At 63.5% G+C, this 25,486-nt stretch carries 23 protein-coding genes and 1 tRNA gene; 18 read left to right on the top strand and 6 right to left on the bottom strand.

What is annotated here, in order from left to right; translation table 11 throughout:
* Window positions 1–3 precede the first annotated feature (3 nt).
* Entirely contained in the window at window positions 4–606 is a 603-nt protein-coding gene (gene wrbA, locus LJ655_RS25445) for an NAD(P)H:quinone oxidoreductase (protein ID WP_230563950.1), read from the bottom strand.
* 141 nt (window positions 607–747) lie between these two features.
* On the opposite strand from wrbA, the gene LJ655_RS25440 reads away from it, so the two are divergent.
* Window positions 748–2,061 (top strand): YihY family inner membrane protein, encoded by a 1,314-nt coding sequence (locus LJ655_RS25440; RefSeq protein ID WP_230563949.1) that lies wholly within the window; start codon window positions 748–750, stop codon window positions 2,059–2,061.
* 33 nt (window positions 2,062–2,094) lie between these two features.
* On the opposite strand, the gene LJ655_RS25435 is transcribed toward LJ655_RS25440, so the two are convergent.
* The 3 genes from LJ655_RS25435 to LJ655_RS25425 form a co-directional block, all read right to left on the bottom strand.
* Window positions 2,095–2,415: an Mpo1-like protein gene (locus LJ655_RS25435; protein WP_230563948.1), complete on the bottom strand. Its 321-nt coding sequence runs from the start codon at window positions 2,413–2,415 to the stop codon at window positions 2,095–2,097.
* Between the two features lie 73 nt (window positions 2,416–2,488).
* A complete protein-coding gene (locus tag LJ655_RS25430) occupies window positions 2,489–3,322 on the bottom strand; it encodes an alpha/beta fold hydrolase (RefSeq protein ID WP_230563947.1) in 834 nt (277 codons plus the stop codon).
* Entirely contained in the window at window positions 3,319–4,656 is a 1,338-nt protein-coding gene (locus LJ655_RS25425) for an O-acetylhomoserine aminocarboxypropyltransferase (RefSeq protein ID WP_230563946.1), read from the bottom strand. Before LJ655_RS25425 ends, LJ655_RS25430 begins: the two co-directional genes overlap by 4 nt.
* A gap of 282 nt (window positions 4,657–4,938) precedes the next feature.
* Here LJ655_RS25425 and LJ655_RS25420 point away from each other — a divergent pair, with 282 nt between their 5' ends.
* The 3 genes from LJ655_RS25420 (at window position 4,939) to aroC (ending at window position 8,710) form a co-directional block, all read left to right on the top strand.
* Window positions 4,939–5,406, top strand: a complete 468-nt coding sequence (locus LJ655_RS25420; protein ID WP_230563945.1) for a CBS domain-containing protein — start codon at window positions 4,939–4,941, stop codon at window positions 5,404–5,406.
* Window positions 5,407–5,587: 181 nt separating this feature from the next.
* The gene (locus tag LJ655_RS25415) at window positions 5,588–7,525 is read left to right on the top strand and encodes an MFS transporter (RefSeq protein ID WP_230563944.1); all 1,938 of its coding nucleotides are present in this window, start codon (window positions 5,588–5,590) and stop codon (window positions 7,523–7,525) included.
* 84 nt (window positions 7,526–7,609) lie between these two features.
* Entirely contained in the window at window positions 7,610–8,710 is a 1,101-nt protein-coding gene (gene aroC / locus LJ655_RS25410; RefSeq protein WP_230563943.1) for a chorismate synthase, read from the top strand.
* A 70-nt stretch (window positions 8,711–8,780) separates the two neighbouring features.
* Here the strand turns inward: aroC and LJ655_RS25405 are convergent, their stop codons facing one another.
* Window positions 8,781–10,454 carry an electron transfer flavoprotein-ubiquinone oxidoreductase gene (locus tag LJ655_RS25405; RefSeq protein ID WP_230563942.1) on the bottom strand — a complete coding sequence of 558 codons (1,674 nt, stop codon included), beginning with the start codon at window positions 10,452–10,454 and terminating at the stop codon, window positions 8,781–8,783.
* 188 nt (window positions 10,455–10,642) lie between these two features.
* On the opposite strand from LJ655_RS25405, the gene LJ655_RS25400 reads away from it, so the two are divergent.
* Both LJ655_RS25400 and LJ655_RS25395 read left to right on the top strand, forming a co-directional pair.
* Complete coding sequence (locus tag LJ655_RS25400; protein ID WP_027198225.1) at window positions 10,643–11,419, top strand: SDR family oxidoreductase; 777 nt, start codon at window positions 10,643–10,645, stop codon at window positions 11,417–11,419.
* Window positions 11,420–11,475: 56 nt separating this feature from the next.
* Entirely contained in the window at window positions 11,476–11,907 is a 432-nt protein-coding gene (locus tag LJ655_RS25395; RefSeq protein ID WP_230563941.1) for an acyl-CoA thioesterase, read from the top strand.
* 35 nt (window positions 11,908–11,942) lie between these two features.
* Here the strand turns inward: LJ655_RS25395 and LJ655_RS25390 are convergent, their stop codons facing one another.
* Window positions 11,943–12,488 (bottom strand): LuxR C-terminal-related transcriptional regulator, encoded by a 546-nt coding sequence (locus LJ655_RS25390; RefSeq protein WP_230563940.1) that lies wholly within the window; start codon window positions 12,486–12,488, stop codon window positions 11,943–11,945.
* Window positions 12,489–12,707: 219 nt separating this feature from the next.
* On the opposite strand from LJ655_RS25390, the gene LJ655_RS25385 reads away from it, so the two are divergent.
* The 12 genes from LJ655_RS25385 (at window position 12,708) to pheT (ending at window position 25,461) form a co-directional block, all read left to right on the top strand.
* Entirely contained in the window at window positions 12,708–13,412 is a 705-nt protein-coding gene (locus tag LJ655_RS25385) for a CoA transferase subunit A (protein WP_230563939.1), read from the top strand.
* A gap of 2 nt (window positions 13,413–13,414) precedes the next feature.
* Window positions 13,415–14,056 carry a CoA transferase subunit B gene (locus LJ655_RS25380; protein ID WP_230563938.1) on the top strand — a complete coding sequence of 214 codons (642 nt, stop codon included), beginning with the start codon at window positions 13,415–13,417 and terminating at the stop codon, window positions 14,054–14,056.
* A gap of 207 nt (window positions 14,057–14,263) precedes the next feature.
* Window positions 14,264–15,178, top strand: a complete 915-nt coding sequence (locus tag LJ655_RS25375) for an alpha/beta fold hydrolase (protein WP_230563937.1) — start codon at window positions 14,264–14,266, stop codon at window positions 15,176–15,178.
* Window positions 15,179–15,256: 78 nt separating this feature from the next.
* Complete coding sequence (locus LJ655_RS25370) at window positions 15,257–15,610, top strand: RidA family protein (RefSeq protein WP_230563936.1); 354 nt, start codon at window positions 15,257–15,259, stop codon at window positions 15,608–15,610.
* A 69-nt stretch (window positions 15,611–15,679) separates the two neighbouring features.
* The gene (locus LJ655_RS25365) at window positions 15,680–17,923 is read left to right on the top strand and encodes a RelA/SpoT family protein (protein ID WP_230563935.1); all 2,244 of its coding nucleotides are present in this window, start codon (window positions 15,680–15,682) and stop codon (window positions 17,921–17,923) included.
* A gap of 108 nt (window positions 17,924–18,031) precedes the next feature.
* Window positions 18,032–18,108: transfer RNA gene (locus LJ655_RS25360), tRNA-Val, on the top strand.
* Window positions 18,109–18,365: 257 nt separating this feature from the next.
* Window positions 18,366–20,273 carry a threonine--tRNA ligase gene (gene thrS / locus LJ655_RS25355; RefSeq protein WP_230563934.1) on the top strand — a complete coding sequence of 636 codons (1,908 nt, stop codon included), beginning with the start codon at window positions 18,366–18,368 and terminating at the stop codon, window positions 20,271–20,273.
* A gap of 50 nt (window positions 20,274–20,323) precedes the next feature.
* Complete coding sequence (gene infC, locus LJ655_RS25350; protein ID WP_075643713.1) at window positions 20,324–20,848, top strand: translation initiation factor IF-3; 525 nt, start codon at window positions 20,324–20,326, stop codon at window positions 20,846–20,848.
* A gap of 258 nt (window positions 20,849–21,106) precedes the next feature.
* Entirely contained in the window at window positions 21,107–21,304 is a 198-nt protein-coding gene (rpmI, locus tag LJ655_RS25345; RefSeq protein WP_006052501.1) for a 50S ribosomal protein L35, read from the top strand.
* A gap of 29 nt (window positions 21,305–21,333) precedes the next feature.
* Window positions 21,334–21,693: a 50S ribosomal protein L20 gene (rplT, locus tag LJ655_RS25340; RefSeq protein WP_006052502.1), complete on the top strand. Its 360-nt coding sequence runs from the start codon at window positions 21,334–21,336 to the stop codon at window positions 21,691–21,693.
* A gap of 158 nt (window positions 21,694–21,851) precedes the next feature.
* Complete coding sequence (gene pheS / locus LJ655_RS25335) at window positions 21,852–22,865, top strand: phenylalanine--tRNA ligase subunit alpha (protein ID WP_230563933.1); 1,014 nt, start codon at window positions 21,852–21,854, stop codon at window positions 22,863–22,865.
* A gap of 160 nt (window positions 22,866–23,025) precedes the next feature.
* Window positions 23,026–25,461, top strand: a complete 2,436-nt coding sequence (gene pheT, locus LJ655_RS25330; RefSeq protein ID WP_230563932.1) for a phenylalanine--tRNA ligase subunit beta — start codon at window positions 23,026–23,028, stop codon at window positions 25,459–25,461.
* Window positions 25,462–25,486 lie beyond the last annotated feature (25 nt).

Raw genomic sequence — 25,486 nt, 5'->3', positions numbered from 1 at the left:
CGCTCACGGTCTTTCGGACATCGACGCCGCCGTGCGCGCGACGCGTGCACCCAGCGCAATCGCAAGCGTCCGTTCTTCGGTGGAGATGCCTTGAGCGGCCGTGCCCGCGCGCGCGAAATGCGATGCGCCGTAGGGCGTGCCGCCGGTTTGCGTGGTGGACAGCGTGCTCTCGGTGTACGGAATGCCGACGATCAGCATGCCGTGATGGAGCAGCGGCAGCATCATCGACAGCAGCGTGGATTCCTGGCCGCCGTGCAGGCTGCCGGTCGACGTGAACACGCAGGCCGGCTTGCCCGAGAGGGCGCCTGCCAGCCACTGCGGCGTAGTGCCGTCGAGAAAGTATTTGAGCGCGGCCGCCATGTTGCCGAAGCGGGTCGGCGAGCCGAGGGCGAGGCCCGCGCATTCTTCGAGGTCGCGCAGTTCGACGTACGGCGGTCCTTCGGCGGGGATGTCCGGCTCGCTCGCCTCGCAGACCGTGGAAACCGCCGGCACGGTGCGCACGCGCGCCTGCATGCCGGGGACGCTGTCGACGCCGTGCGCGATCGCCAGCGCGAGCTCGCGTGTGGCGCCGTGACGGCTGTAATAAAGCACGAGAATGTCTTTCATAAGCCTCATCGGTGAACGGGTATTATAGGGGTTCGGTCTGTTGCACAGGCCGCTCACAGCCGTTCGGCCGGGTGCTTCGGCCAGACGCGGCGCGGGTTTCCGCAGTCCAGGTCGGGCAGTTCAGGAATCAAGGAGGCAGGTTTGCTGGTAAGGGTGCGTTTTGATCTCGACACGCTCAAACGGCTCGCGCAGTTCGCCGCGCAACGCATCGGTGAGGACCGGATTCCGCAGGTCGCGGGCAGCCTGACGTTCACGACGATGCTCGCGCTCGTGCCGCTCGCCACCGTCGCGTTTGCGCTGTTCACCGCGTTTCCGATCTTCAGTTCGTTCCAGGCGTCGCTGCAGTTTTTTCTCGCCGAGCACCTGATGCCGGCGCAACTGAACGATCAGATATTCAGGTATCTGAACCAGTTCGCGTCGAAGGCCAAGGGGCTGACCACGATCGGCATGATCGTGCTGTTCGTCACCGCGGTAATGACCATGATGACCGTCGAGTCCGCGTTCAACGTGATCTGGCGCGTACGCAAGGCTCGGCCCGTGGCCCAGCGCATCCTCGTCTACTGGGCCATCATCACGCTCGGTCCGATCCTGATCGGTGTGAGCCTGTCGATCTCGTCATATCTGTTCACGCAGTCGATGTCGTTTAGCGCCGCGCAGCACATCACGCCGCTGATCGAATGGGCGCTCGCGGGCGCCACGCTGCCGCTGACCGTGCTCGCGTTCACTATTCTTTACGTTTATTTGCCGAACTGCCGCGTCGCATGGCGTGACGCGGTGGTCGGCGGCGTGATCGCCGCGCTCGCGTTCGAACTTGCCAAGCGCGGCTTCGGCTACTACGTGCGCCGGATTCCGACGTATACGGCGGTGTACGGCGCGTTTGCGGCCGTACCGCTGTTCCTGCTGTGGATGTACCTGTGCTGGTTCATCACGCTGACCGGCGCGATGATCGCGTCGGCGTTGCCGGCGATTCGCATCGGCCAGTTTCATCGCCCCGTGTTCCATGGCAGCAATCTGTTCGATTCGCTCGAACTGCTGGCGCGGCTGTGCGAAGCGCGCGAGGCCGGCAGGCGCGGCTACACGATGCCCGAGCTCGCACGCATGCTCCGCCGCGACATGGATACGACGCAGATGCTGCTGCAGCGGCTCGAAGAGATCGAGTGGATCGCGCGGCTGGAGGAGAACCAGGGGGGCCCGCACTTCGTGCTGCTCGCGAACCCGGCGCAGGCGAGCGTGCAGCGGCTGTACGACCTGTTCGTGATCGATCGCGCGGAGCTCACGTATCAGCTCGAACTCGACTCCACGCGCGTGGACGGCGGCATGCTGCTTGCCGCGCTCGACAACGACAAGCTGAAGGTGTCGCTCGCCGCGTTGCTCGCGTCGCGCGCGGCAGCGAGGGCGGCGCGACCCGCAGACGGCGAGCGTGCGGCGGCTTCGATGCCGCACCAGCCGGCGTGAGGAGCCGGCTCGACTGCGAGCCGCCCGCCGGCACTACAACGAAATCTTTCCCACGCAGATGTCCTTGAACATCACCCAGTCGCCCATCAGGCTGTAAAACGGATGACGGAAGGTGGCCGGCTTGTTCTTTTCGAAGAAGAAATGGCCGACCCACGCGAAGCCATAGCCGCAGACCACGGCCACCGGCAACCACAGCCAGCCGCCCGTGGCAAGCGCCATCGCGAGGCAGCCGATCACGCCAAGCGAGCCGATGAAATGCAGCCGCCGCGACGCGATGTTGCGATGCTCACTCAGGTAGTACGGATAAAACTCCGCGAAGTTCGCGAAGTGATCGGTGTGTGCTGTATGAGCCATGACGGCCTCCGCAGGCTGAAAAGCAGGCTTGATTCATTGTCCGGCGATCCCCGGCCTGACGCAACCTGGCCATTCAGCGCGCTTCACGCGGCGCCTGCGATGCGAAGCTGAACAGCGCATCGAGCGTCGCGTCGGGCTGCTCGGTCATCAACGCGTGGCCCGCTTCGAGCGTGACGGTGTCGACCGGCGCGCCCGCCAGCGCGAGCGCATCGGCGAGCGCTTTCGCCGCGCGCGGCGGCGTCATCGCATCGCGCCGGCCGACGATCAGGCGCGTTGCGCAGCGCACCTGGGCCGCGCGCGCGAGGCCGTCCGCATAGGTGTGGCAGGCGGTGAAGTCGGTGTGGAACAGATGCGCTTCGCCGCTGGCCGACACATGCTCCATCAACCGCTGGTTCACGCCGTGCAGCCAGAAGCCGGGACCGGGGCATGAAGGCTTCGCGGCAAGCGTCGAATGCGACCACTGGTTGACCATGCCGATCGCTTCGGGCTCCCGATGGAGCGCGGCGTCCAGCAGGGCGTCGGAGACGGTCATCGGCAGTGCGGTCGCGAGCAGCGCCAGGTGCGTCGCGCGCTGCGGATAGCGGCCGGCGAAGTCGAGCGCGATCAGCGAGCCCATGCTGTGCCCGGCGACGAACGCGCGCGCGACGCCCACGGCGTCGAGCAGCGCGGCGAGCCAGTCGGCCAGCGCGGCGATGCTGGTCAGCGCGGGGCCGGCGCTGCGGCGGTGGCCCGGCAGATCGACCGCCAGCACGCCGAAGCCGTGATGCGCGAAATAACGGCTTTGCAGCGCCCACACGCTGTGATCGTGCTCGGCGCCGTGGATGAATACGGCGGTCGGCAGGCGCGCGTCGAACGGTTTGCCGCCGGTGTAGGCGTAGGCCGGTTTGCCATGAACGGTGACGATCATGCGGACTCCGGACGGGAAGGGGCACTGGCCGCGGCGGGAGCGGTCGACACGGCTTTTTGGGCGGCCTTCAGCGCGCGCTTGAGATCGTCGATGAGGTCATCCGGATCTTCGAGACCAATCGACAGACGGATCGTGCCTTCCGTGATACCGGCCGCGGCGAGCGCGGCGGCGTCCATGCGGAAGTGCGTCGTCGATGCCGGGTGGATCACGAGCGAGCGCGCGTCGCCGACGTTCGCCAGGTGCGAGAACAGCGTGAGCGCTTCGATGAAGGCACGCCCGGCCGCGCGATCGCCGCGCAGGTTGAAGCTGAACACAGCGCCGGCGCCGCGCGGCAGCAGCCGTTTTGCAAGCGCGTGATCAGGATGGCTCGGCAACTCGGGATAGGCGACCGATTCGACCGCCGCATGACCGGCGAGAAACTCGACCACCCGTCTGGTATTGGCGACGTGACGCTCCATGCGCAGCGGCAGCGTCTCGATGCCCTGCAGCAGCTGCCAGGCGGCCTGCGGATGCAGGCACGCGCCGAAGTCGCGCAAGCCTTCCCGGCGCGCACGCAGCAGGAACGGCGCGACCGTGCTTTCCTCGGCGAACACCATGCCGTGAAAGCCTTCGTACGGCTCGGTGAATTCGGGGAAGCGGCCGGAAGCCTCGAAGTCGAACGTGCCGCCGTCGACCAGCACGCCGCCGATCGTCGTGCCGTGGCCGCCGAGAAACTTGGTGGCCGAGTGGTACACGAAGTCGGCGCCGTGCTCGAAGGGGCGCAGCAGGTAGGGCGTCGTGAAGGTCGAGTCGACCAGCAACGGCACGCGGTGCGCGTGCGCGATTTGCGCGAGCGCGGCGATGTCGAGCACGTCGAGGCCCGGATTGCCGAGTGTTTCGCCGAACAGCAGGCGCGTGTTGGGACGCAGCGCGGCCTGCCATGCGGCGAGGTCGCCGGGCTTGACGAAGCTCGTCTCGATGCCGAAGCGGCGCAGCGTGTAATGCAGCAGATTGTGCGAACCGCCGTACAGCGCGCTCGACGCGACGATGTGCGAGCCCGCCCCCATCAGCGTCGCGATCGCGAGATGCAGCGCGGCCTGGCCGCTGGCCGTGCCGATCGCGCCGGCGCCGTTTTCGAGCGCGGCGACGCGCTCCTCGAACACGGCGACGGTCGGATTCGAGATGCGCGAGTAGACATGGCCGGCGCGCTCCATGTTGAACAGCGCGGCGGCGTGATCCGAGTCGCGAAACGAGAACGACGTGGTCTGGTAGATCGGCGTCGCCCGCGCGCCGGTGGCGGGATCGGGGGCAGCGCCGGCGTGCAGCGCAAGCGTATCGAAACGGTTGGCGGACATCGTGAGCGGCGGGCCGCGAGCGGCCTCGCGAAAGGTCAGGGTGGGCGGCCATCCTATCACCGGCGCGCCGCTTCAAGCGCGGTTTTCCCGCGGGTTGAATCGCGGGTTTGCCCGGGGTATGCCGGGAGCGGGGCGTGCTTCAAAGACTGAAGCCCTATGTATTCGGGATCGCGAAAGGCCGCCGGGCCCTGGCTGGCGGCCCGCTTTCCTTTTATGGGCCTTTCCGTTAGGATCGAAAAACATTTCATGCACTGCAAGATTAGCGGTATCAGGAGATAGATCATGCGAGTCAGCGACATTCTCAAGGTCAAGGGCAATACCCTTTTTACGGTCACGCCGGACACCACGCTGCATGACGCCGTCAATACGATGGCCGAGCACGACATCGGCTCGCTGGTCGTGATGGAATACGGCGACCTCGTCGGCATGCTGACGTTTCGCGAAATCATTCTGACGTTGAAGGAGAACGGCGGCAGCGTCGGCTCCTCGACGATCCGCAAGGTGATGGACGACCATCCGCTCACCTGCACACCCGAAACCGACGTCAACGAAGTGCGCCGCATGATGCTCGAGCATCATGTGCGCTATCTGCCGGTCATGGAAAGCCGCACGCTGATGGGCGTCATCTCGTTTTACGATGTCGCAAAGGCGGTGGTCGAGGAGCAGAGCTTCGAGAACCGCATGCTGAAAGCGTATATCCGCGACTGGCCGGAAGAGCAGGAAGGACAGGGGCAGCAGCCGGCGCATTGATGCGGGTGGCTCGAATGTCGCGCTCCGGCCGTTGCCGCGAGCGTGAATCCGCCGACAGGGCGCGCGCGCAAGCGGGCGCTTTTTTTGTGTCCTGCCCGGTGTCTGGACTCGGCGCGCCACTCTGCGTGCCCGCCATCCTGCCCGCTTCGTTGTCATGGATCCGCGTCGTTCGGCCCACTTCATGAACGATCGTCCGTTGCCTCGTTCCCGCCGCGCCGCTCGCGCGCATGAAGCGCATGAATCCCAGTTCCGCCTGCTCGGCCAGCGCCGTTTCGCGCCGTTCTTCTGGACGCAGTTTCTCGGCGCGATGAACGACAACGTGTTCAAGATCGGCTTCACGTCGCTCGTCACGTATCAGGCGGCGCGCTTTTCAGGCGTCGATCCGAGAACCGCGGCCTTCCTGATTTCCGCGATTTTCATTCTGCCGTTCGTGCTGTTTTCGGCCACTTCCGGCCAGATCGCCGACAAATACGACAAGGCCTTGCTCACGCGTCTCGTCAAGACTTTCGAGATCGCGGTGATGCTGATCGGCGGCGCCGGATTCTGGCTGCACAGCGCGCCATTGCTGTATTTATGCACGTTCCTGATGGGCGTGCATTCGACCGTGTTCGGGCCGGTCAAGTACTCGTATCTGCCGCAGCATCTGTCGAACGCGGAGCTGGTCGGCGGTAACGGCATGGTCGAGATGGGCACCTTCGTCGCGATTTTGGTCGGCACGATCGTCGGCGGCGCGGGCGCGGGGTTCGCCGAGCATGGCGCGCTGGTGCTGGCTTGCGCGTGTATCGCAATCGCGCTGACCGGGCGCGCGGTGTCGGGCTTCGTGCCCGCTACGCCCGCGCCTCAGCCGGAGTTGCGCATCAACTGGAACCCGGTGAGCGAAACGTGGCGCAACCTCAAGCTCGCCCGCGAAAACCGCACGGTGTTTCTGAGCCTGCTCGGCATTTCATGGCTGTGGTTCGTCGGCGCGACGTTCCTCGCGTCGTTCTTCAGCTTCGCCAAGGACGTGCTGTCCGCCGATCCCGACGTCGTGACCGTGCTGCTCGCCACGTTTTCGATCGGCATCGGCGTCGGCTCGCTGCTGTGCGAACGGCTCTCGAAGCGGCGCATTGAAATCGGCCTCGTGCCGCTTGGATCGATCGGTATGAGCGTGTTCGCGATCGATCTTTTTTTCGCGAGCCACGCGTTGCCGCCGGCGGGGCACCTGCTGAGCGTCGGCGAATTTCTCGCGCGGTCCGTACACTGGCGTGTGCTCGCCGATCTGTTCCTGCTCGCGATGTTCGGCGGTTTCTACAGCGTGCCGCTCTACGCACTGATCCAGAGCCGTAGCCAGCCGAGTCATCGCGCGCGCATCATCGCCGCAAACAATATCCTCAATTCGCTGTTCATGATCGTGTCGGCGCTGATGGCGATGGGCATGACTGCCGCGGGCTTCGGCATCCCGGCGATCTTCCTCGTCACCGCCTTGCTGAACGTGGTCGTTGCAGGCTACATCTATTCACTGGTGCCTGAGTTTCTGCTGCGCTTTATTGCGTGGCTGCTCGTGCACACCTTCTACCGGATCAGGCTCGTGCATGCGGAGCGGATTCCGGAGGAGGGCGCGGCGGTGCTCGTGTGCAATCACGTCAGTTTCGTCGATGCGATCGTCATCATGGCGGAAAGCCCGCGGCCGATCCGCTTCGTGATGGATCATCGGATTTTCCGCTCGCCGTTCGTCGGTTGGCTGTTCCGGCATGCAAAGGCGATTCCGATCGCGCCCGCGCATGAGGATCCGGCGCTGCTCGCGCGCGCGTACGATCGGTGCGCGCAGGCGCTCGCCGACGGCGAACTCGTCTGCATCTTTCCCGAAGGCAAGCTGACGCGCACCCGCGAGCTGAATCCGTTTCGCCACGGTGTGAGCGAGATCGTCAAGCGCACGCCTGCGCCGGTCATTCCGATGGCGCTGCGCGGTCTGTGGGGCAGCGTGTTTTCGCGCGCGCTCGATGCGCACTGGCCGCGGCCGATCAGCAAAGGCGTGATGAGCCGGCTGAGCCTCGCGGTCGGCGAGCCGATCGATCCGGCGCTGGCGACGCCGGAGAAGCTGCAGCAGACCGTGACTGAGCTGCGCGGCGCGCGGAAATAGCGGCCATTGCTGGTACCGGGCCCCGCCTCGGCGCGAGCGGGCTGGCATAATAGCGTTCTCCTCGCATTTCTTTGGACGACGCCCATGTCCGGCAACACGCTCGGTACGCTTTTCACTGTCACGACCTTCGGCGAATCGCACGGCCCCGCTATCGGCTGCGTGATCGACGGCTGCCCGCCGGGCATGGCGCTCAATGAAGCCGACATCCAGTTCGAACTCGATCGCCGGAGGCCGGGCACGTCGCGCCATGTGACGCAGCGCCAGGAAGAGGACAAGGTCGAGATCCTGTCGGGCGTGTTCGAAGGTCAGACCACCGGCGCACCGATCGCGCTGCTGATCCGCAATACCGATCAGCGCAGCAAGGACTACGGCAACATCGCCGAGACGTTCCGCCCCGGCCACGCCGACTACACCTACTGGCAGAAATACGGCATTCGCGATTACCGCGGCGGCGGCCGTTCGTCGGCGCGGCTGACGGCGCCGACGGTCGCGGCGGGCGCGGTCGCGAAGAAGTGGCTGCGCGAGAAGTTCGGCACCGAGATTCGTGGCTATATGGCGGCGCTCGGCGAGATCGACGTGCCGTTCGTCGACTGGGCGCAGGTGCGCGAAAACCCGTTCTTCGTGCCGAACGCGCAGATCGTGCCGCAACTCGAGGCGTATATGGACGCGCTGCGCAAGGACGGCGATTCGATCGGCGCGCGCATCAACGTGGTCGCATCCGGTGTGCCGGTCGGCCTCGGCGAGCCGCTGTTCGATCGCCTCGACGCCGACATCGCGCACGCGATGATGGGCATCAACGCGGTGAAGGGTGTGGAGATCGGGGCGGGCTTCGCGAGCGTCGCCCAACGCGGTTCAGTGCATGGCGACGAGCTGACGCCGGAGGGTTTCGTCGGCAATCACGCGGGCGGCGTGCTCGGTGGCATTTCGACGGGGCAGGACATCACGGTGTCGATCGCGATCAAGCCGACGTCGAGCATTCGCACGCCGCGCCGTTCGATCGACAAGGCGGGGCAGCCGGTGGTCGTCGAAACCTTCGGGCGGCACGACCCGTGCGTCGGTATTCGCGCGACGCCGATCGCCGAGTCGATGCTCGCGCTCGTGCTGATCGATCATGCGCTGCGTCATCGCGCGCAATGCGGCGACGTGGCCGTGAGCACGCCGAAGATCGCGGCGAGCGCACCGTAACGCGCCATCTCACGCCGCAAATCTCGTGCGGCATCGCGTGCGCAATCGCGCACGCGGCCTTCTTGGCCAATCACATATTCGGATAGTTCGGACCGCCACCGCCTTCCGGCGTGACCCACACGATATTCTGCGTCGGGTCCTTGATATCGCAGGTCTTGCAGTGCACGCAGTTCTGCGCATTGATCACGAGTTGCTCGTTGCCTTCGTCGTTCTTGACGAACTCGTAGACAGCCGCCGGGCAATAACGCGACTCCGGTCCCGCATAGGTCTGCCAGTTCACGTTGACCGGCACGGTCGGATCTTTCAGCGTCAGGTGCGCCGGCTGGTTTTCCTCGTGATTCGTGTTCGAGATGAACACTGAAGAGAGTCGATCGAACGTCAGCTTGCCGTCCGGCTTCGGATACGTGATCGGCTTGCACTGCGAAGCCGGCTTCAGCATCTCATGATCGGAGTGCTGATGATGCAGCGTCCAGGGCACATTGCCGCCGAGCAGCTTCTGCTCGATACCGACCATCAGCGTGCCGAGATAGAGACCCTTGCTCATCCACTGCTTGAAGTTACGCGCGCGATACAGTTCGGTGTACAGCCACGAGGTCTTGAAGGTTTCCGGGTAAGCGCTCAGCTCGTCTGCCTGACGACCGGCTTGCACGGCGTCGAACGCGGCGTCGGCCGCGAGCATGCCGGTCTTGATCGCGGCGTGCGAACCCTTGATGCGCGATGCGTTCAGGAAGCCCGCGTCATCGCCGACCAGCGCGCCGCCCGGGAACACCAGCTTCGGCAGCGACATCAGGCCGCCCGCGGTGATCGCGCGCGCCCCGTATGACACGCGCTTACCGCCTTCGAGAATCGCGCGGATCGCCGGATGGGTCTTATAGCGCTGGAACTCCTCGAACGGCGACAGATACGGATTCGAATAGCCGAGGCCGACCACGAAGCCCACCACGACCTGGTTGTTGTCCATGTGGTAGAGGAACGAGCCGCCGTAGGTGTCGTTGTCGAGCGGCCAGCCGGCCGTGTGCATCACCAGACCCGGCTTGTGCTTCGCGGGATCGATCTCCCACAGCTCCTTGATGCCAATGCCGTACACCTGCGGATCGACGCCGTCGCGCAGCTTGAACCTGTCGTTCAGTTGACGGCCGAGGTGACCGCGCGCGCCTTCGCAGAACAGCGTGTACTTCGCGTGCAGCTCCATGCCGAGCTGGAAGTTCTCGGTCGGTTCGCCGTCCTTGCCGATGCCGAGGTTGCCGGTCGCGACACCCTTGACCGAGCCGTCGTCGTTGTACAGCACTTCAGCGGCCGGAAAGCCCGGGAAAATCTCGACGCCGAGCGCCTCGGCCTGCTGACCCAGCCAGCGCGTCACGTTCGCGAGGCTGATCACGTAGTTGCCGTGGTTCTTGAAATTGTCCGGCAGCGCCCAGGCGGGCACGCTCTTCGCGCCCGTTTCCGACAGGAACAGGAAGCGGTCTTCGGTCACGTCGACGGTGAGCGGCGCGCCTTTTTCTTTCCAGTCCGGGATCAGTTCGGTGAGCGCGCGCGGATCCATCACCGCGCCCGACAGAATATGCGCCCCAATCTCAGAGCCTTTTTCGAGTACGCACACGCCAAGCTCGACGCCGCGTTCGGCAGCGCGCTGCTTCAGACGAATCGCCGCCGACAGGCCAGCCGGGCCGCCGCCGACGATCACGACGTCGTACTCCATCGACTCGCGCGGGCCGTACTGCTCGATGAGACTTGCGGGGGTCATTGATGCTCCTCTTGCCGTTAGAATAGTTTTTTCGGGTTCGTATTGTGGGCGATCGATTCCCGCACCGCAACCCAAAAGCCACAGATTAGCACGATCGTACTATTTCATGATACGGTATCGACCCTGAGTGGCGGTCGTACCGAACCCCGTCAACCGCAGTTGTCACCACAACCGAACAAGGAAAGACAATGGGCCGTTCGATCAATCTGGAAGGCAAGGTCGCGCTGATTACGGGCGCCTCGAGCGGGTTGGGCAAGCGCTTCGCGCAGGTGCTGTCGCAGGCCGGCGCGAAGGTCGTGCTGGCGAGCCGACGCACCGAACGGCTCAAGGAGCTGCGCGCGGAAATCGAGGCGTCCGGCGGCGCCGCGCATGTCGTCTCGCTTGACGTGACCGATTACCAGAGCATCAAGTCGGCGGTCGCGCATGCGGAGACCGAGGCTGGCACCATCGATATTCTCGTCAATAACTCGGGCGTGTCGACCACGCAGAAGCTGTCCGAGGTGACGCCGGCGGACTTCGAATACGTGTTCGACACGAACACGCGCGGCGCGTTTTTCGTCGCGCAGGAAGTTGCCAAGCGCATGATCATGCGCGGCAACAACGCACAGAAGCCGTCGTACCGGATCATCAACATCGCATCGATGGCGGGCTTGCGCGTGTTGCCGCAAATCGGCCTGTATTCGATGAGCAAGGCTGCGGTCGTGCATATGACGAAGGCGATGGCGCTCGAGTGGGGCAAGCACGGCATCAATGTGAACGCGATCTGCCCGGGGTATATCGACACCGAAATCAACCATCACCACTGGTCGACCGACCAGGGGCAGAAACTCGTTGCGATGTTGCCGCGTCATCGCGTCGGCAAGCCGGAGGATCTCGACGGGCTCCTGTTGCTGCTCGCGGCGGACGAATCGCAGTTCATCAACGGCTCGGTGATCGCCGCGGACGACGGCTTCGGGCTCGCGTGAGCCGGTCGTCCAGAGTTTCGGCAGTCACGCAGAAGAAGGAATAACGGAAGTACAGCATGAGCGATTTTCACGCGGTTTTCGAAATGACGATGCCGATCCGCTGGGGCGACATGGACGCCTTCGGTCACGTCAACAACACGGTTTATTTCCGCTACATGGAACAGGTGCGCATTTCGTGGTTCGAGCACATGGACTTTCTCGGTCAGCGCGTGGAGGGGCAGGGGCCGGTGATCGTCAATGCATCGATGGAGTTCCTGAAGCAATTGCACTATCCGGGCGACGTGATCGGCCGAATGTCGGTGGCGACGCCGGGGCGCAGCAGCTTCGATACGGCTTTCGAGCTCCTGCGCGCCGATGAACCGGATACGCTCTATGCGCGGGGCGCCGCGCGATGCGTGTGGATCGACTATGCGGCGGGCAAGTCGTTGCCGGTGCCCGACGTACTGCGCGCGGCCATCGAGCGCGCGGCGCTCGTCAAGGCGGCCTGAGAGCGCGGCCCCGCGCGTTTCGAGCCCCCTCTCTCTCAATGCCCGAGCAGCCGCTGCAACAGTTCGGTGGCATTGCCGGTATCGTATTTGCGCATGAGCCGCGCGCGGTAGACGTCGACCGTGCGCGGGCTGATATCGAGCACGCGGCCGATCTGCTTGCTGGTCTTGCCGGTCACCAGTTGCGCAGCGATTTCGCGCTCGCGCGGCGTGAGTTCCACCGCGACGCGCCGCGTCGCGCTCAGATCCTCGAAGGTCCAGACGCCCGCCGCGTGCGGGTCGGCGCGCTGCTGCGCGCGGCCCGTCACGTGACACCAGAACAGCTCGCCGTTCGCGCGCTTCATGATGCGGTCGTCCGCGTAGCTGCCGTGCGCGGTCATGATCGGCGGAATGCGCGCGCCGATCCGCTCGAATTCATCGGCCGATGGATACAGCATTAGGAACGACTGACCAATCAGCGCGTCACGTGCGTAGCCGAAGATCGACGCGAGCTGGTCGTTGCAGTCTTCGATGATCCGTTCGCGCGACAGCACGAGTCCGATCGGCGCGAGGTGAAACGCGGTGCGGTAATCCAGGGCGGGCATGAGCGGTCGGCAAGTACTTATGTATTTTTGCGTATTGTGCCGCATGGCGGCCCGAGCGTACTCTTTCGGGCAGATGACAACGCGGCGCATGCCGCGGATGACAAGAATGACGCAGCGGTTTCGCGAGGCGACGGCAAGTTCGCGAGGCGCAAAGTCAACCGCAATGATCCGGCGGCCTGCGCAGAGGCTTCGGGTTTCCATAGAGGAAGGGACAAACTGATGAACAAGGTCTATCCAGGCGCCGCCGAGGCGCTGAAGGACATCGTCAAGGACGGCCAGACGTTCGCCGTCGGCGGTTTTGGGCTGTGCGGCATTCCAGAGGCGCTGATCGCCGCGCTGCGCGATTCGAAGGTGCAGGGCATCACCTGCATCAGCAACAACGCGGGCGTCGATGGCTTCGGCCTTGGCCTGCTGCTCGAGACGCGCCAGATCCGAAAGATGATCTCGTCGTACGTCGGAGAGAACAAGGAGTTCGAACGCCAGTACCTGGCCGGCGAACTCGAGCTCGAATTCACGCCGCAAGGCACGCTTGCCGAGAAGCTGCGCGCCGGTGGCGCGGGCATCCCTGCGTTTTTCACGAACACCGGCTACGGCACGCAGATCGCCGAGGGCAAGGAAACCCGCCAGTTCGGCGAAAACCACTACGTGCTCGAACACTCGCTGACCGCCGATGTCGCGCTCGTCAAGGCATGGAAGGCCGACAAGGCGGGCAACCTGATCTATCGCCGCACCGCGCGCAACTTCAATCCGATGTGTGCGATGGCGGGCCGCGTCACCGTCGCGGAAGTCGAAGAGATCGTCGAAGTGGGCGAGCTCGATCCGGACGCGATCCACACGCCGGGCATCTTCGTGCAACGCATCGTGCTGAATGCGCATCCGGAAAAACGCATCGAACAACGCGTCGTCCGCGCGAAAGGAGACTGATCATGGCATGGACTCGTGACGAAATGGCCGCGCGCGCGGCGAAGGAACTGCGGGACGGCTTCTACGTGAACCTCGGCATCGGTCTGCCGACGCTCGTCGCCAACCACGTGCCGGAGGGCGTCGAAGTGTGGCTGCAGTCGGAGAACGGTCTGCTCGGCATCGGCCCGTCGCCGACCGAAGACGAAGTCGACGCCGACCTGATCAACGCCGGCAAGCAGACGGTGACGACGCTGCCCGGCTCGTCGATTTTCTCGTCGGCGGATTCGTTCGCGATGATTCGCGGCGGCCACATCAATCTGGCGATTCTTGGCGCAATGCAGATCAGCAAGAACGGCGACCTCGCGAACTGGATGATCCCGGGCAAGATGATCAAGGGCATGGGCGGCGCGATGGATCTCGTCGCGGGGGTCAAGCGCGTGGTCGTGCTGATGGAGCACGTCGCGAAGGGCGACCAGCACAAGATCCTCGAAGAATGCACGCTCCCGCTGACGGGCGTGGGCGTGGTCGACGAGATCATCACCGATCTCGGCGTGATCGAAGTGACCCAAAACGGCCTGAAGGTAACCGAGCTCGCGCCGGGCGTGAGTGTCGACGAAATCAAGGCGAAAACCGGCGCGCCGCTCGACGTGAGTGCGGTGAGCTGACGCGGATCGCCACGAGGCTACGCCGGCCGATGCGGCGGCGCCCCGGCAACGTGTCGTGCGGACGGGCGAGGCGTGAGTCTCGCCCGTTCTGTTTGTGCGCCCGCCCGCTGGATCGACCTTCCTAAGCCTTCTGGCCGATGCTTGCCGCGCGACGAAGCGGTTTACAATCGTCCGAGCCCATCCGCAGCGCCTTCGCAAGGATCCCAGATGACCGCAACGACTTCCGCTTCCACCGCCGGGCGGCCCGAGCCGCGTCAACGTTACGTGCAGTGCGCGAGCGCGGCGGGCCTGCATCGCGTCGCTTATACCGAATGGGGCGACCCGGACAATCCGCGCGTCTTGCTGTGCGTGCATGGACTCACGCGGTCGGGGCGCGATTTCGACCGCCTTGCCGCCGACTTCGCCGATACCTATCGCGTGGTCTGCCCGGACGTGGTCGGCCGGGGCTTGTCGTCGTGGCTTCCCAACCCCAAGTTATATGCGGTGCCGCAGTACGTCGCCGACCTGGTCACGCTGATCGCGCGGCTCGACGTCGACACTGTCGACTGGTTCGGCACTTCGATGGGCGGTCTGATCGGCCTGGGGCTCGCGGGCCTGCCTGACACGCCGATCCGCAAGCTGCTGCTGAACGACGTCGGGCCGCATCTGGAACCGGCCGCGGTCGAGCGCATCGGCGATTACCTGGGCAAGCCGGCGCGCTTCGATACGCTGCAGGAAGGTGTCGACTACGCCGCACAGCTCGCGCAAGGCTTCGGCCCGCTGACACCGGACGAATGGCGCGAAATCAATACGCCGTTGCTGCGCGAGGAGGGCGGCGCCTGGGTGCCGCGCTACGATCCGCGCATTGCGCAGCCGTTCGCCGCGGTCACCGAGGAAGCGGCGAAGCTCGGCGAGGCGGCGCTCTGGCATTCGCTGGCGTCGTTCCAGGGGCCGGTGCTCGTGGTGCGCGGCGAGCAGTCGGATTTGCTGTCGCGTGAAACGGTCGCGAAGATGGTGGCGACCGGGCGTGCGGTATCGAGCGTGGAAATCGCGGGCGTCGGGCATGCGCCGGCGTTTCTGGCGGCGGACCAGATCGCGCTCGCGAGGGCGTTCTTCATCGGGCCGGCCGCGAACGCGTCATAATATTGAGTTCCGCACGACATTCTCATCGGTCGTGTCATGCGGGACGTAATTGGATCAACCCACCAGCTCAGGATTTTCATGGCAGTCATTCGTTACCACGTGGGCAAGCGTCTCTCGGAAATGGCCGTGCACAACGGCACCGTGTACCTTGCGGGTCAGATCGCAGAAGACGACGATCAGGACATCACCGGTCAGACGCGCGAAGTGCTCGGCCACATCGACCGTCTGCTGGCTGAAGCGAACAGCGACAAGTCGCTGCTGCTGTCGGTGCAGATCTACATCTCGGACATGGCGCATTTCGCAGGCATGAACGCCGTGTGGGACGAGTGGGTCGCGCAGGGCAACACGCCGCCGCGCGCGACCGTCGAAGCCAGGCTCGCGAACCCGAAGTGCCTCGTCGAAATCGTTGTGATCGCGGCGCAACGCAGTTGAGTCGAGGTCGTTGCGCAGCACCGTTGTTGAAATTCCGTTGAATCGTCTGGCCCGGCGGGCCGTCGCACCATGAACACCGAAATCGTTACGAACGCGCCTCATCCCCATCCTTCCTTCGATGAAGCGATGGCGTTCGTGCGCGAGCATGCGGGCGAAGTGCGGCTGTCGTCGGGCGAACTGCTTGCGGATCACGCGGCGGGCACGGCGTCGATCGTCCGGAAGCTGAACGTCGATCCGCCGGCGGTGCTGGCCGCGGCGCTGTTTGCGCTGACGCCGCATCTAAGTGATCCGGAGCGCGTGATCGCCGAGAACTTCGGCGAAGAAGTTGCGCAACTGGTCAGCGATGTGCGCAAGCTGCTGCGCCTCGGCACAGTCAGTCTGCGCGCGGCGCAAAACGCGATCCCCGAAGCCGGACGCGATGCGCAGGCCGCGCGCCGTGCGCAGGTCGAGGCGTTGCGCAAGATGCTGCTCGCGTTCGCGCAGGACATTCGCGTCGTGCTGATCCGCCTCGCGTCGCGATTGCAGACACTGCGCTTTTACGCGGCGGCGAAGATTACGCCGTCGCCCGACGTCGCGCGCGAAACGCTCGATATCTACGCGCCGCTCGCGAACCGCCTCGGCATCTGGCAACTGAAGTGGGAGCTCGAGGACCTCGCGTTCCGCTTCGAGGAGCCGGACACCTACAAGCGCATCGCCAGGTTGCTCGACGAGAAGCGCGTCGAACGCGAGAGCTATGTCGCGCAGGCGATCGAACGTCTGCAACAGGAACTCGCCGCCGCGCACATCCGCGCGGAAGTGAGCGGACGGCCGAAGCATATCTACAGCATCTGGCGCAAGATGCGCGGCAAGGAGCTCGACTTCGCCGAACTGTACGACGTGCGCGCGTTTCGCGTGATCGTGCCGGACATCAAGGACTGCTACACCGTGCTCGGCATCGTGCACAACCTGTGGCAACCGGTGCCGAAGGAGTTTGACGACTACATCTCGCGGCCGAAGCCGAACGGCTACAAGTCGCTGCACACGGTCGTGATCGGCGACGACGGCCGCGCGTTCGAAGTGCAGATCCGCACGCAGGAAATGCATAGCTTCGCCGAATACGGCGTGGCCGCGCACTGGCGCTACAAGGAAGCGGGCGCGCGCGGTTACGGCGGTACCTTCGCCGCGAACGAGAAATACGACGAGAAGATTGCCTGGCTGCGGCAGTTGCTAGCGTGGAAGGACGAGGTGTCAGAAGGCGAGCATGACGAAGCGCGCGCGGCGCAGCCGTGGGAGCAGTTGCGCCAGGCCACGCTCGACGACGATCACATCTACGTGCTGACGCCGCAGGCGCGCGTGATCCCGTTGCCGCACGGCGCCACGCCGATCGACTTCGCGTATCACCTGCACAGCGAGCTCGGGCATCGCTGCCGCGGCGCGCGCGTCGACGGCGCGATGGTGCCGCTGAACACGCCATTGCAGAACGGCCAGACGGTCGAGATCGTGGCGGTGAAGGAGGGCGGTCCGTCGCGCGACTGGCTCAATCCCCAACTGGGGTATCTGCAAAGCGCGCGCGCCCGGCAGAAGGTGCGCGCGTGGTTCAATGCGGTCGAGTTGCAGGAACACATCGCGAACGGTCGCGCGATGGTCGAGAAAACCCTGCAGCGCGAGGGCAAGACTTCGGTCAACCTCGATCAGCTGGCCACGCGGCTCGGCTTCAAAACGACCGACGACCTGTTCTCCGTAGTCGGCAAGGAGGAGTTCAGTCTGAGGCTCGTGGAGCAGGCGCTGCAGGATGCGCCGCCGCCCGAGCCCGAGGTCGAGGCGCCGGAAAAATTCGAGAAGCGCAGCAGCGGCGCGAGCGTCGCGCGTGGCGCGTCCACCGGCGTTTTGGTGGTCGGCGTCGATGCGTTGCTTACGCAGCTCGCGCGCTGCTGCCGGCCCGCACCGCCCGACGACATCTGCGGCTTCGTCACGCGCGGTAAGGGGATGTCGGTGCACCGCAGCGACTGCGCGACGTTCCGCCGGATGGCCGAGCGGGCGCCGGAGCGCGTGCTGCAGACCGCGTGGTCGGCGGACGTGATGAGTGGCCGCGGCCAATCCGTCTACCCCGTCGACCTCAGCATCGAGGCGACGGACCGCCAAGGTCTGCTGCGCGACATCTCCGAAGTGTTCGCGCGGGAAAAGATGAACGTGATCGGCGTGAAGACGCAATCGCGCCGCAATGCCGCGTTCATGCAATTTACCGTCGAAGTGTCAAGCTCCGCGCAGATTCAGCGGGCCTCCACACTGCTGGGCGAGATTACGGGCGTGGTGCGGGCGGCGCGCAAGAATTGAGATGCGGGCGGTTGGGAAAGAGCCCGGCAGTGGTGCGACGGAGAGTCAGAGCCTTCGCATAAAAGTGCTTGCCAAGCAGCGCCATACCCCATATACTCTCGTTTCTTCAGGCTCGTAGCTCAGCTGGTTAGAGCACCACCTTGACATGGTGGGGGTCGTTGGTTCGAGTCCAATCGAGCCTACCAACGAAAATGAAATTTTGGCTTCGCCGGAATTTCGCAAACTGCAGTAAGCGCTGTGAGCGCAAAAAAGGCGAATACGGTTATGACACCGCGAACGTTGACCGGAAGCATTTCGGAGCGACGCTAGTCGAGGACCAATTTCGCCGGTGAAGTTTGCATAAAATGTGAATGCGGCCCCTCGAAAGCGGGGCCGCATTTTTTTTGTCTTTTTTTGACCCTGGTTGTATGTGCCGCCGCCGGTCGGCATCACGGAGAACGCAATGGTTTCGATACGTTTGCCTGACGGTTCTGTTCGACAGTACGAGCATCCGGTGACCGTCGCCGAAGTGGCCGCCTCGATCGGCCCCGGCCTCGCGAAAGCCGCGCTCGGCGGCAAGATCGACGGTGAGCTGGTCGATACGTCCGCGCTGATCGATCGTGACGTGGCGCTCGCCATCGTCACGGAGAAGGACGCAGACGGTCTCGATATCATCCGCCACTCGACGGCGCACCTGCTCGCGTACGCGGTGAAGGATTTGTATCCGGAAGCGCAGGTCACGATCGGCCCGGTCATCGACAACGGCTTCTATTACGACTTTTCGTACAACCGTCCTTTCACGCCGGAAGATCTCGAAAAGATCGAAAAGCGCATGCAGGAACTCGCGAAGATAGACGAGCCGGTGTCGCGCCGCGTGGTGTCACGCGACGAAGCGGTCGAGTATTTCAAGAGCATCGGCGAAAAGTACAAGGCCGAGATCATCGAATCGATCCCCGCAAGCGACGAAATCAAGCTGTACTCGCATGGCGGCTTCACCGACCTGTGCCGCGGCCCGCATGTGCCATCCACCGGCAAGCTGAAGGTTTTCAAGCTGATGAAGGTCGCGGGCGCGTACTGGCGCGGCGACTCGAAGAACGAGCAGCTCCAGCGCATTTATGGCACGGCCTGGACGAAGAAGGAGGACCAGGAAGCGTATCTTCACATGCTCGAAGAAGCCGAGAAGCGCGACCATCGTAAGCTCGGTAAGCAACTCGACCTGTTTCATATGCAGGACGAGTCGCCGGGCATGGTGTTTTGGCATCCGCGCGGCTGGACGCTTTGGCAGCAGGTCGAGCAGTACATGCGCCGTCGCGTGAACGACGCGGGCTACCTTGAAATCAAAACGCCGATGATCATGGACCGCTCGCTCTGGGAGGCGTCGGGCCATTGGCAGAACTATCGTGAAAACATGTTCACGACGGAATCGGAAAAGCGGGACTACGCGATCAAGCCGATGAACTGCCCCGGTCACGTGCAGGTGTTCAACCACGGTCTGCGCTCGTATCGCGATCTGCCGCTGCGTTACGCGGAGTTCGGTTCGTGCCATCGCAACGAATCGTCGGGCGCGCTGCATGGACTGATGCGCGTGCGCGGCTTCGTGCAGGACGACGCGCATATTTTCTGTACTGAAGAGCAGTTCATCAGCGAATCGATCGCTTTCAACACGCTCGCAATGAGCGTCTACCGCGACTTCGGCTTCGACAATGTCGAGATCAAGCTGTCGCTGCGCCCGGATGCGCGTGCCGGTACCGACGAGACATGGGATCGCGCGGAGCAGGGGTTGCGCGAGGCGCTGACGGCCTGCGGCGTCACGTGGGAAGAACTGCCCGGCGAGGGCGCGTTCTACGGCCCGAAGGTCGAGTACCACATCAAGGACGCGCTCGGCCGCTCGTGGCAGTGCGGTACGCTGCAGCTTGACATGGTCCTGCCGGAGCGTCTGGGTGCCGAATACGTCGCCGAAGACAACAGCCGCCGCCGCCCGATCATGCTGCACCGGGCGATCGTCGGATCGATGGAACGTTTCCTTGGGATTCTCATCGAGCACCATGCTGGTGCAATGCCGGTGTGGCTTGCGCCGATGCAGGCCGTCGTGATGAATATTGCGGAAAGCCAGGCCGAATATGCGCAGTCGCTAGCCCAATCGTTGCAAAAACAAGGGGTTAGAGTCGAGGCCGATTTGCGCAACGAGAAGATTAGCTATAAAATACGCGAGCACACGCTGGAAAAGGTGCCGTACCTACTGGTGGTCGGCGACAAGGAGCGTGAAGCGCAAACGGTAGCCGTGCGTGCCCGTGGCGGTGTCGATCTGGGTGTAATGCCTGTTGACGCCTTCATTGAGCGTCTGCGCCAGGACGTGCAGTCGTTCAACTGAACCACCTGGTACCCCGGCTCGTTTTTTTTAATTTTTAGAGGAAACGTAACATCGCTACTGATAAGTCTGCGCACCGCATCAACGGTGAAATTACAGCACCCGAGGTGCGACTGGTCGGCGTCGAGAACGAACCGCTCGGCATCGTGAAACTCGCTGATGCTTTCCGAATGTCGGAACAGCAGGACGTGGATCTGGTCGAAATCGCTCCCCAAGCGGTTCCGCCGGTTTGCCGCTTGATGGATTACGGCAAGTTCAAGTACCAGGAAGCGAAGAAGCAACACGAGGCCAAACTCAAGCAGAAGGTCATCCAGGTCAAGGAAGTCAAGTTCCGCCCGGGTACCGACGACGGTGATTACAACGTCAAGCTGCGCAACCTCGTTCGCTTTCTCGAAGACGGCGACAAGACGAAAATCACGTTGCGTTTCCGTGGCCGCGAAATGGCTCACCAGGAAATCGGCATGCGCATGCTCGAACGCCTGCGTACTGACCTCGACGAAGTCGGTCAGGTCGAGCAGATGCCGAAAATGGAGGGGCGCCAGATGATCATGGTGCTCGCTCCGAAGAAAAAGAAGTAAGCTCGAAGCAATTGGCCGGAGCGGCGGCGTGCCATGTGGCGCACGCTGCCGTGAAGCCGATTCGTTTGGTGCCTAGCCGGCTGTCCGGCGGGGTATCGGAAGGTTTCGGGACGGCGCGCATGTACGTGCGCGGTGGTTCCCGGAAAGCGGCCGCCAGTGGTATCGGCGGTCTGCATACCAAGTGGAATGGGTTTCGAAGGGCGGGAAATGGGCGTCTGGCCGACCGCACACCCATGTCCATCTAATAATGGAGTTGTCATGCCGAAGATGAAGACCAAGAAGAGCGCTGCAAAGCGCTTCGTGGTGCGTCCGGGCGGTACCGTCAAGCGCGGTCAGGCCTTCAAGCGTCACATTCTTACCAAGAAGACCACCAAGAACAAACGCCATCTGCGCGGCTCCACGGCAGTTCATGATTCCGATCTGAACTCCGTTCGCGCAATGCTGCCGTTCGCTTAACCCTTAACCGACACTCACAGGAGCGAAACATGCCTCGAGTAAAACGTGGGGTTACCGCACGGGCCCGTCACAAGAAGATCATCAAGCTGGCCAAGGGTTACCGCGGCCGTCGCAATAACGTCTATCGCATCGCCAAGCAGGCGGTCATGCGCGCAGGCCAGTATGCCTACCGCGATCGCCGCAACAAGAAGCGTGTGTTCCGCGCACTGTGGATCACGCGTATCAACGCGGCGGTGCGTCAGCACGACATGACGTACAGCGTGTTCATCAACGGCCTGAAGAAGGCGTCGATCGAACTGGACCGCAAGGTGCTGGCCGACATGGCTGTGTTCGACAAGGCTGCTTTTGCTGCAATCGTTCAGCAGGTGAAGGCCGCCGTTGCAGCCTGATTGCGCTTCTGGCAATTAAAACTGCGTGGTTCGTTGCAGCGAACATCCGGTAGTCTCGGTGACGCTGCAACAAAAACGGGGCTCCTCACCGAGCCCCGTTTTTGTTGGTAGAACCAGTTTTGTTTCGATAGAACACTGACGTTGAAATGATGGGATCAATGGATCTGGACCAGATTGTCGCCGACGCGCAAAAAGCCTTCGCACAAGCCCCCGACGTCACCACCCTCGAGAACGAGAAAGCCCGCTTTCTCGGTAAGGCGGGTGCACTGACCGAGCTGCTGAAGGGCCTTGGCAAACTCGATCCCGAAACGCGCAAGACCGAAGGCGCACGGATCAACCTCGTCAAGCAACAGGTCGAAGCCGCGCTGACGGCACGTCGTCAGGCACTTGCCGACGCGCTCCTGAACCAGCGCCTCGCCGCTGAAGCGATCGACGTCACGCTACCCGGCCGCGGCGCCGCCGCGGGTAGCCTGCACCCGGTGATGCGCACCTGGGAGCGCGTCGAACAGATTTTCCGTACGATCGGATTCGACGTGGCCGATGGGCCGGAGATCGAAACCGACTGGTACAACTTCACCTCGTTGAACAGCCCCGAAAACCATCCGGCGCGTTCAATGCAGGACACCTTTTATGTCGACGGCAAGGATGCCGACGGCCGCCCGCTGCTGCTGCGCACGCATACAAGCCCGATGCAGGTGCGCTACGCACGCACCAATACGCCGCCGATCAAGGTGATCGTCCCGGGCCGCACTTATCGCGTGGATAGCGACGCCACGCATTCGCCGATGTTCAACCAGGTCGAAGGCCTGTGGATCGACGAAAACATCAGTTTCGCGGACCTGAAGGGTGTCTATACCGACTTCCTGAAGAAATTCTTCGAGCGCGACGACATCCTCGTGCGCTTTCGTCCGTCGTATTTTCCGTTCACCGAACCGTCGGCCGAGATCGACATGCAGTTCGAAACGGGTAAGAACGCGGGCAAGTGGCTCGAAATTTCGGGCTCCGGCCAGGTTCACCCCACCGTGATCCGCAATATGGGTCTCGACCCAGAACGCTACATCGGCTTCGCTTTCGGCAGCGGCCTCGAGCGTCTGACGATGCTGCGCTACGGTGTGCAGGATCTGCGCCTGTTCTTTGAAAACGACCTGCGTTTCCTGCGTCAATTCGCGTGAACCGGCGCGCGTGAGCGCGACAAAGCTTAGAACGCGGTAGCGCACCCGGTGTGTGCCGCGAGCGTCCCCGGCAGAGCCCGCTGAACCGGCGCAAGACCACCGGGCTTTATGAAGCATCTGCCGGACGTGGACCCAACCTGATCAGAACGTACACAGAACCATGCAATTTCCGGAATCCTGGCTCAGAACTTTTGTCGACCCGCAACTGACCACCGACGAGCTGTCGCACGCGTTGACGATGGCGGGTCTCGAAGTCGAAGACCTGCGGCCGGCCGCGCCGCCGACCTCGAAGATCGTCGTCGGCCAGGTGCTGGAAGTCGTCAAGCACCCGGATGCGGACAAGCTCAACGTGTGTCAGGTCAACGCCGGTACCGGCGCGACGCTGACCATCGTGTGCGGTGCGCCGAACGTTGCGCCCGGCATCAAGGTGCCGGTCGCGCTGGTCGGCGCGCAACTGCCGCCGGTCGAAGAGGGCGGCGCGCCGTTCGCGATCAAGCTGTCGAAGCTGCGCGGCGTGGAAAGCCAGGGCATGCTGTGCTCGGCGCGCGAGCTGAAGCTTTCAGAAGACCATAGCGGTCTGATGATCCTGCCGGAAGATACGCCGATCGGCCAGGACATTCGCGAAACGCTCAATCTCGACGACACCATTTTTGAAATCAAGCTCACACCGAACAAGGCGGACTGCCTGTCGGTGTTCGGCGTCGCTCGCGAAACGTCGGCGATTACCGGCGCACCGCTGCGCCCGCTCGAAATCAAGCCGGCTCAGGTCAAGCTCAATGAAACGCTGCCCGTGAAAATATCGGCGCCCGATCTGTGCGGCCGTTTCTCGGGCCGCGTGATCCGCGGTGTCAATGCGCGCGCGAAGTCGCCGCTATGGATGGTCGAGCGTCTCGAACGCTCGGGCCAGCGCAGCATCTCCGCGCTCGTCGACATCTCGAACTACGTGATGCTCGAGCTTGGGCGTCCGTCGCACGTGTTCGATCTCGACAAGATCCATGGCGGCATGGACGTGCGCTGGGGCCGCAAGGGCGAAACGCTGAAGCTGCTGAACGGCAGCACGGTCGAGCTCGACGAAACGGTCGGCGTGATCGCCGACGAGCAGCACATCGAGAGCCTCGCGGGCATCATGGGCGGCGACAGCACAGCGGTGACGCTCGACACCACCAACATCTATCTCGAAGCCGCGTTCTGGTGGCCCGATAGCATTCGTGGCCGCTCGCGCAAGTACAACTTCTCGACCGATGCGGGCCATCGCTTCGAGCGCGGGGTCGACTACGCGACGACCGTCGACCATATCGAGCGCATCACGCAGTTGATCCTCGACATCTGCGGGGGCGAAGCGGGTCCGGTCGACGATCAGATCGTCAACGTGCCGAAGCGCGCGCCCGTGAAGATGCGCGTCTCGCGTGCGAACCGCATCATTGGCGTCGCGATCGGCGGCGATGAAATCGCGCAGATTTTCGCGCGCCTTGGTCTGTCGTTCGAGCGCGACGGCGATACGTTCTCGGTCACGCCGCCTTCGTACCGCTTCGATATCGAGATCGAAGAGGATCTGATCGAAGAAGTCGCGCGTATCTACGGCTTCGAAAAGATTCCGGCCCGCCCGCCGGTCGCGACCAGTGAAATGCGCGCGACCAACGAGACGCAACGCTCGATCCATGCGATCCGTCACGCGCTCGCCGCACGCGACTACGCGGAAACGGTGAACTTCAGCTTCGTCGACGCCGAGTGGGAGCAGGACTTCGCGGGCAACAGCAACCCGGTGCGTCTGATCAATCCGATCGCGAGCCAGCTGTCGGTGATGCGTACGACGCTCTTCGGCAGCCTCATTCATGTGCTGCGCACGAACCTGAACCGTCGTGCGGCGGACCGTGTGCGCGTGTTCGAAGCTGGCCGCGTGTTCCTGCACGATCCGTCGATCAGGGCCGGCGAGTTGACGGTCGAAGGCTTTGCTCAGCCGAAGATGATCGGCGCGCTTGCCTATGGTCCCGCGCTCGAGGAGCAATGGGGCGCGCCGGCACGCGTGGTCGACTTCTTCGACGTGAAGGGCGACCTCGAAGCCCTGGTTGCACCGGCGCTCGCGAATTTCGTGAAGGCCGAGCATCCGGCGCTGCATCCGGGACGCAGTGCGCGGATCGAATTGAATGGCCGCGCAGTGGGCTGGATTGGCGAATTGCATCCGCGCTGGATGCAAAAATATGATTTGCCGCATGCCCCGATTCTGTTTGAAATCGAAGCGGAAGCATTAATGCAACGGGTATTGCCGATTCCCTCGGAAGTTTCAAAATTCCCGCCGGTGCGACGTGATATTGCGGTGGTCGTCGATCAGAAAATCGAGGTTCAGGCGCTGCTCGACGAGCTTCAGAAGGCGCAGTCCGAGCCGGCTTGCAAGGCGGTCCAGAAGGTTGCACTTTTCGACGAATTTCGTCCAAAATCAAACACTTCCGGTGGTCTGGCCGCGCACGAGAAAAGCCTTGCGTTCCGGGTGACCTTGCAAGATACTGGCGGAACCCTTCAGGATGAAACGGTCGATCTGGCTATTCAAACTCTGGTGGAACGTCTGGCTCGAGTATATGGCGCACGGTTGCGCGGATAACCCGCATTTAACAATTGCACGGCTG

The sequence above is a fragment of the Paraburkholderia translucens genome (genome assembly GCF_020881035.1).
In the GTDB taxonomy this organism is placed as follows: domain Bacteria; phylum Pseudomonadota; class Gammaproteobacteria; order Burkholderiales; family Burkholderiaceae; genus Paraburkholderia; species Paraburkholderia translucens.
The sequence above is the reverse complement of the archived record's forward strand: the minus strand, read 5'-3'. Positions and strand labels throughout refer to the sequence as shown.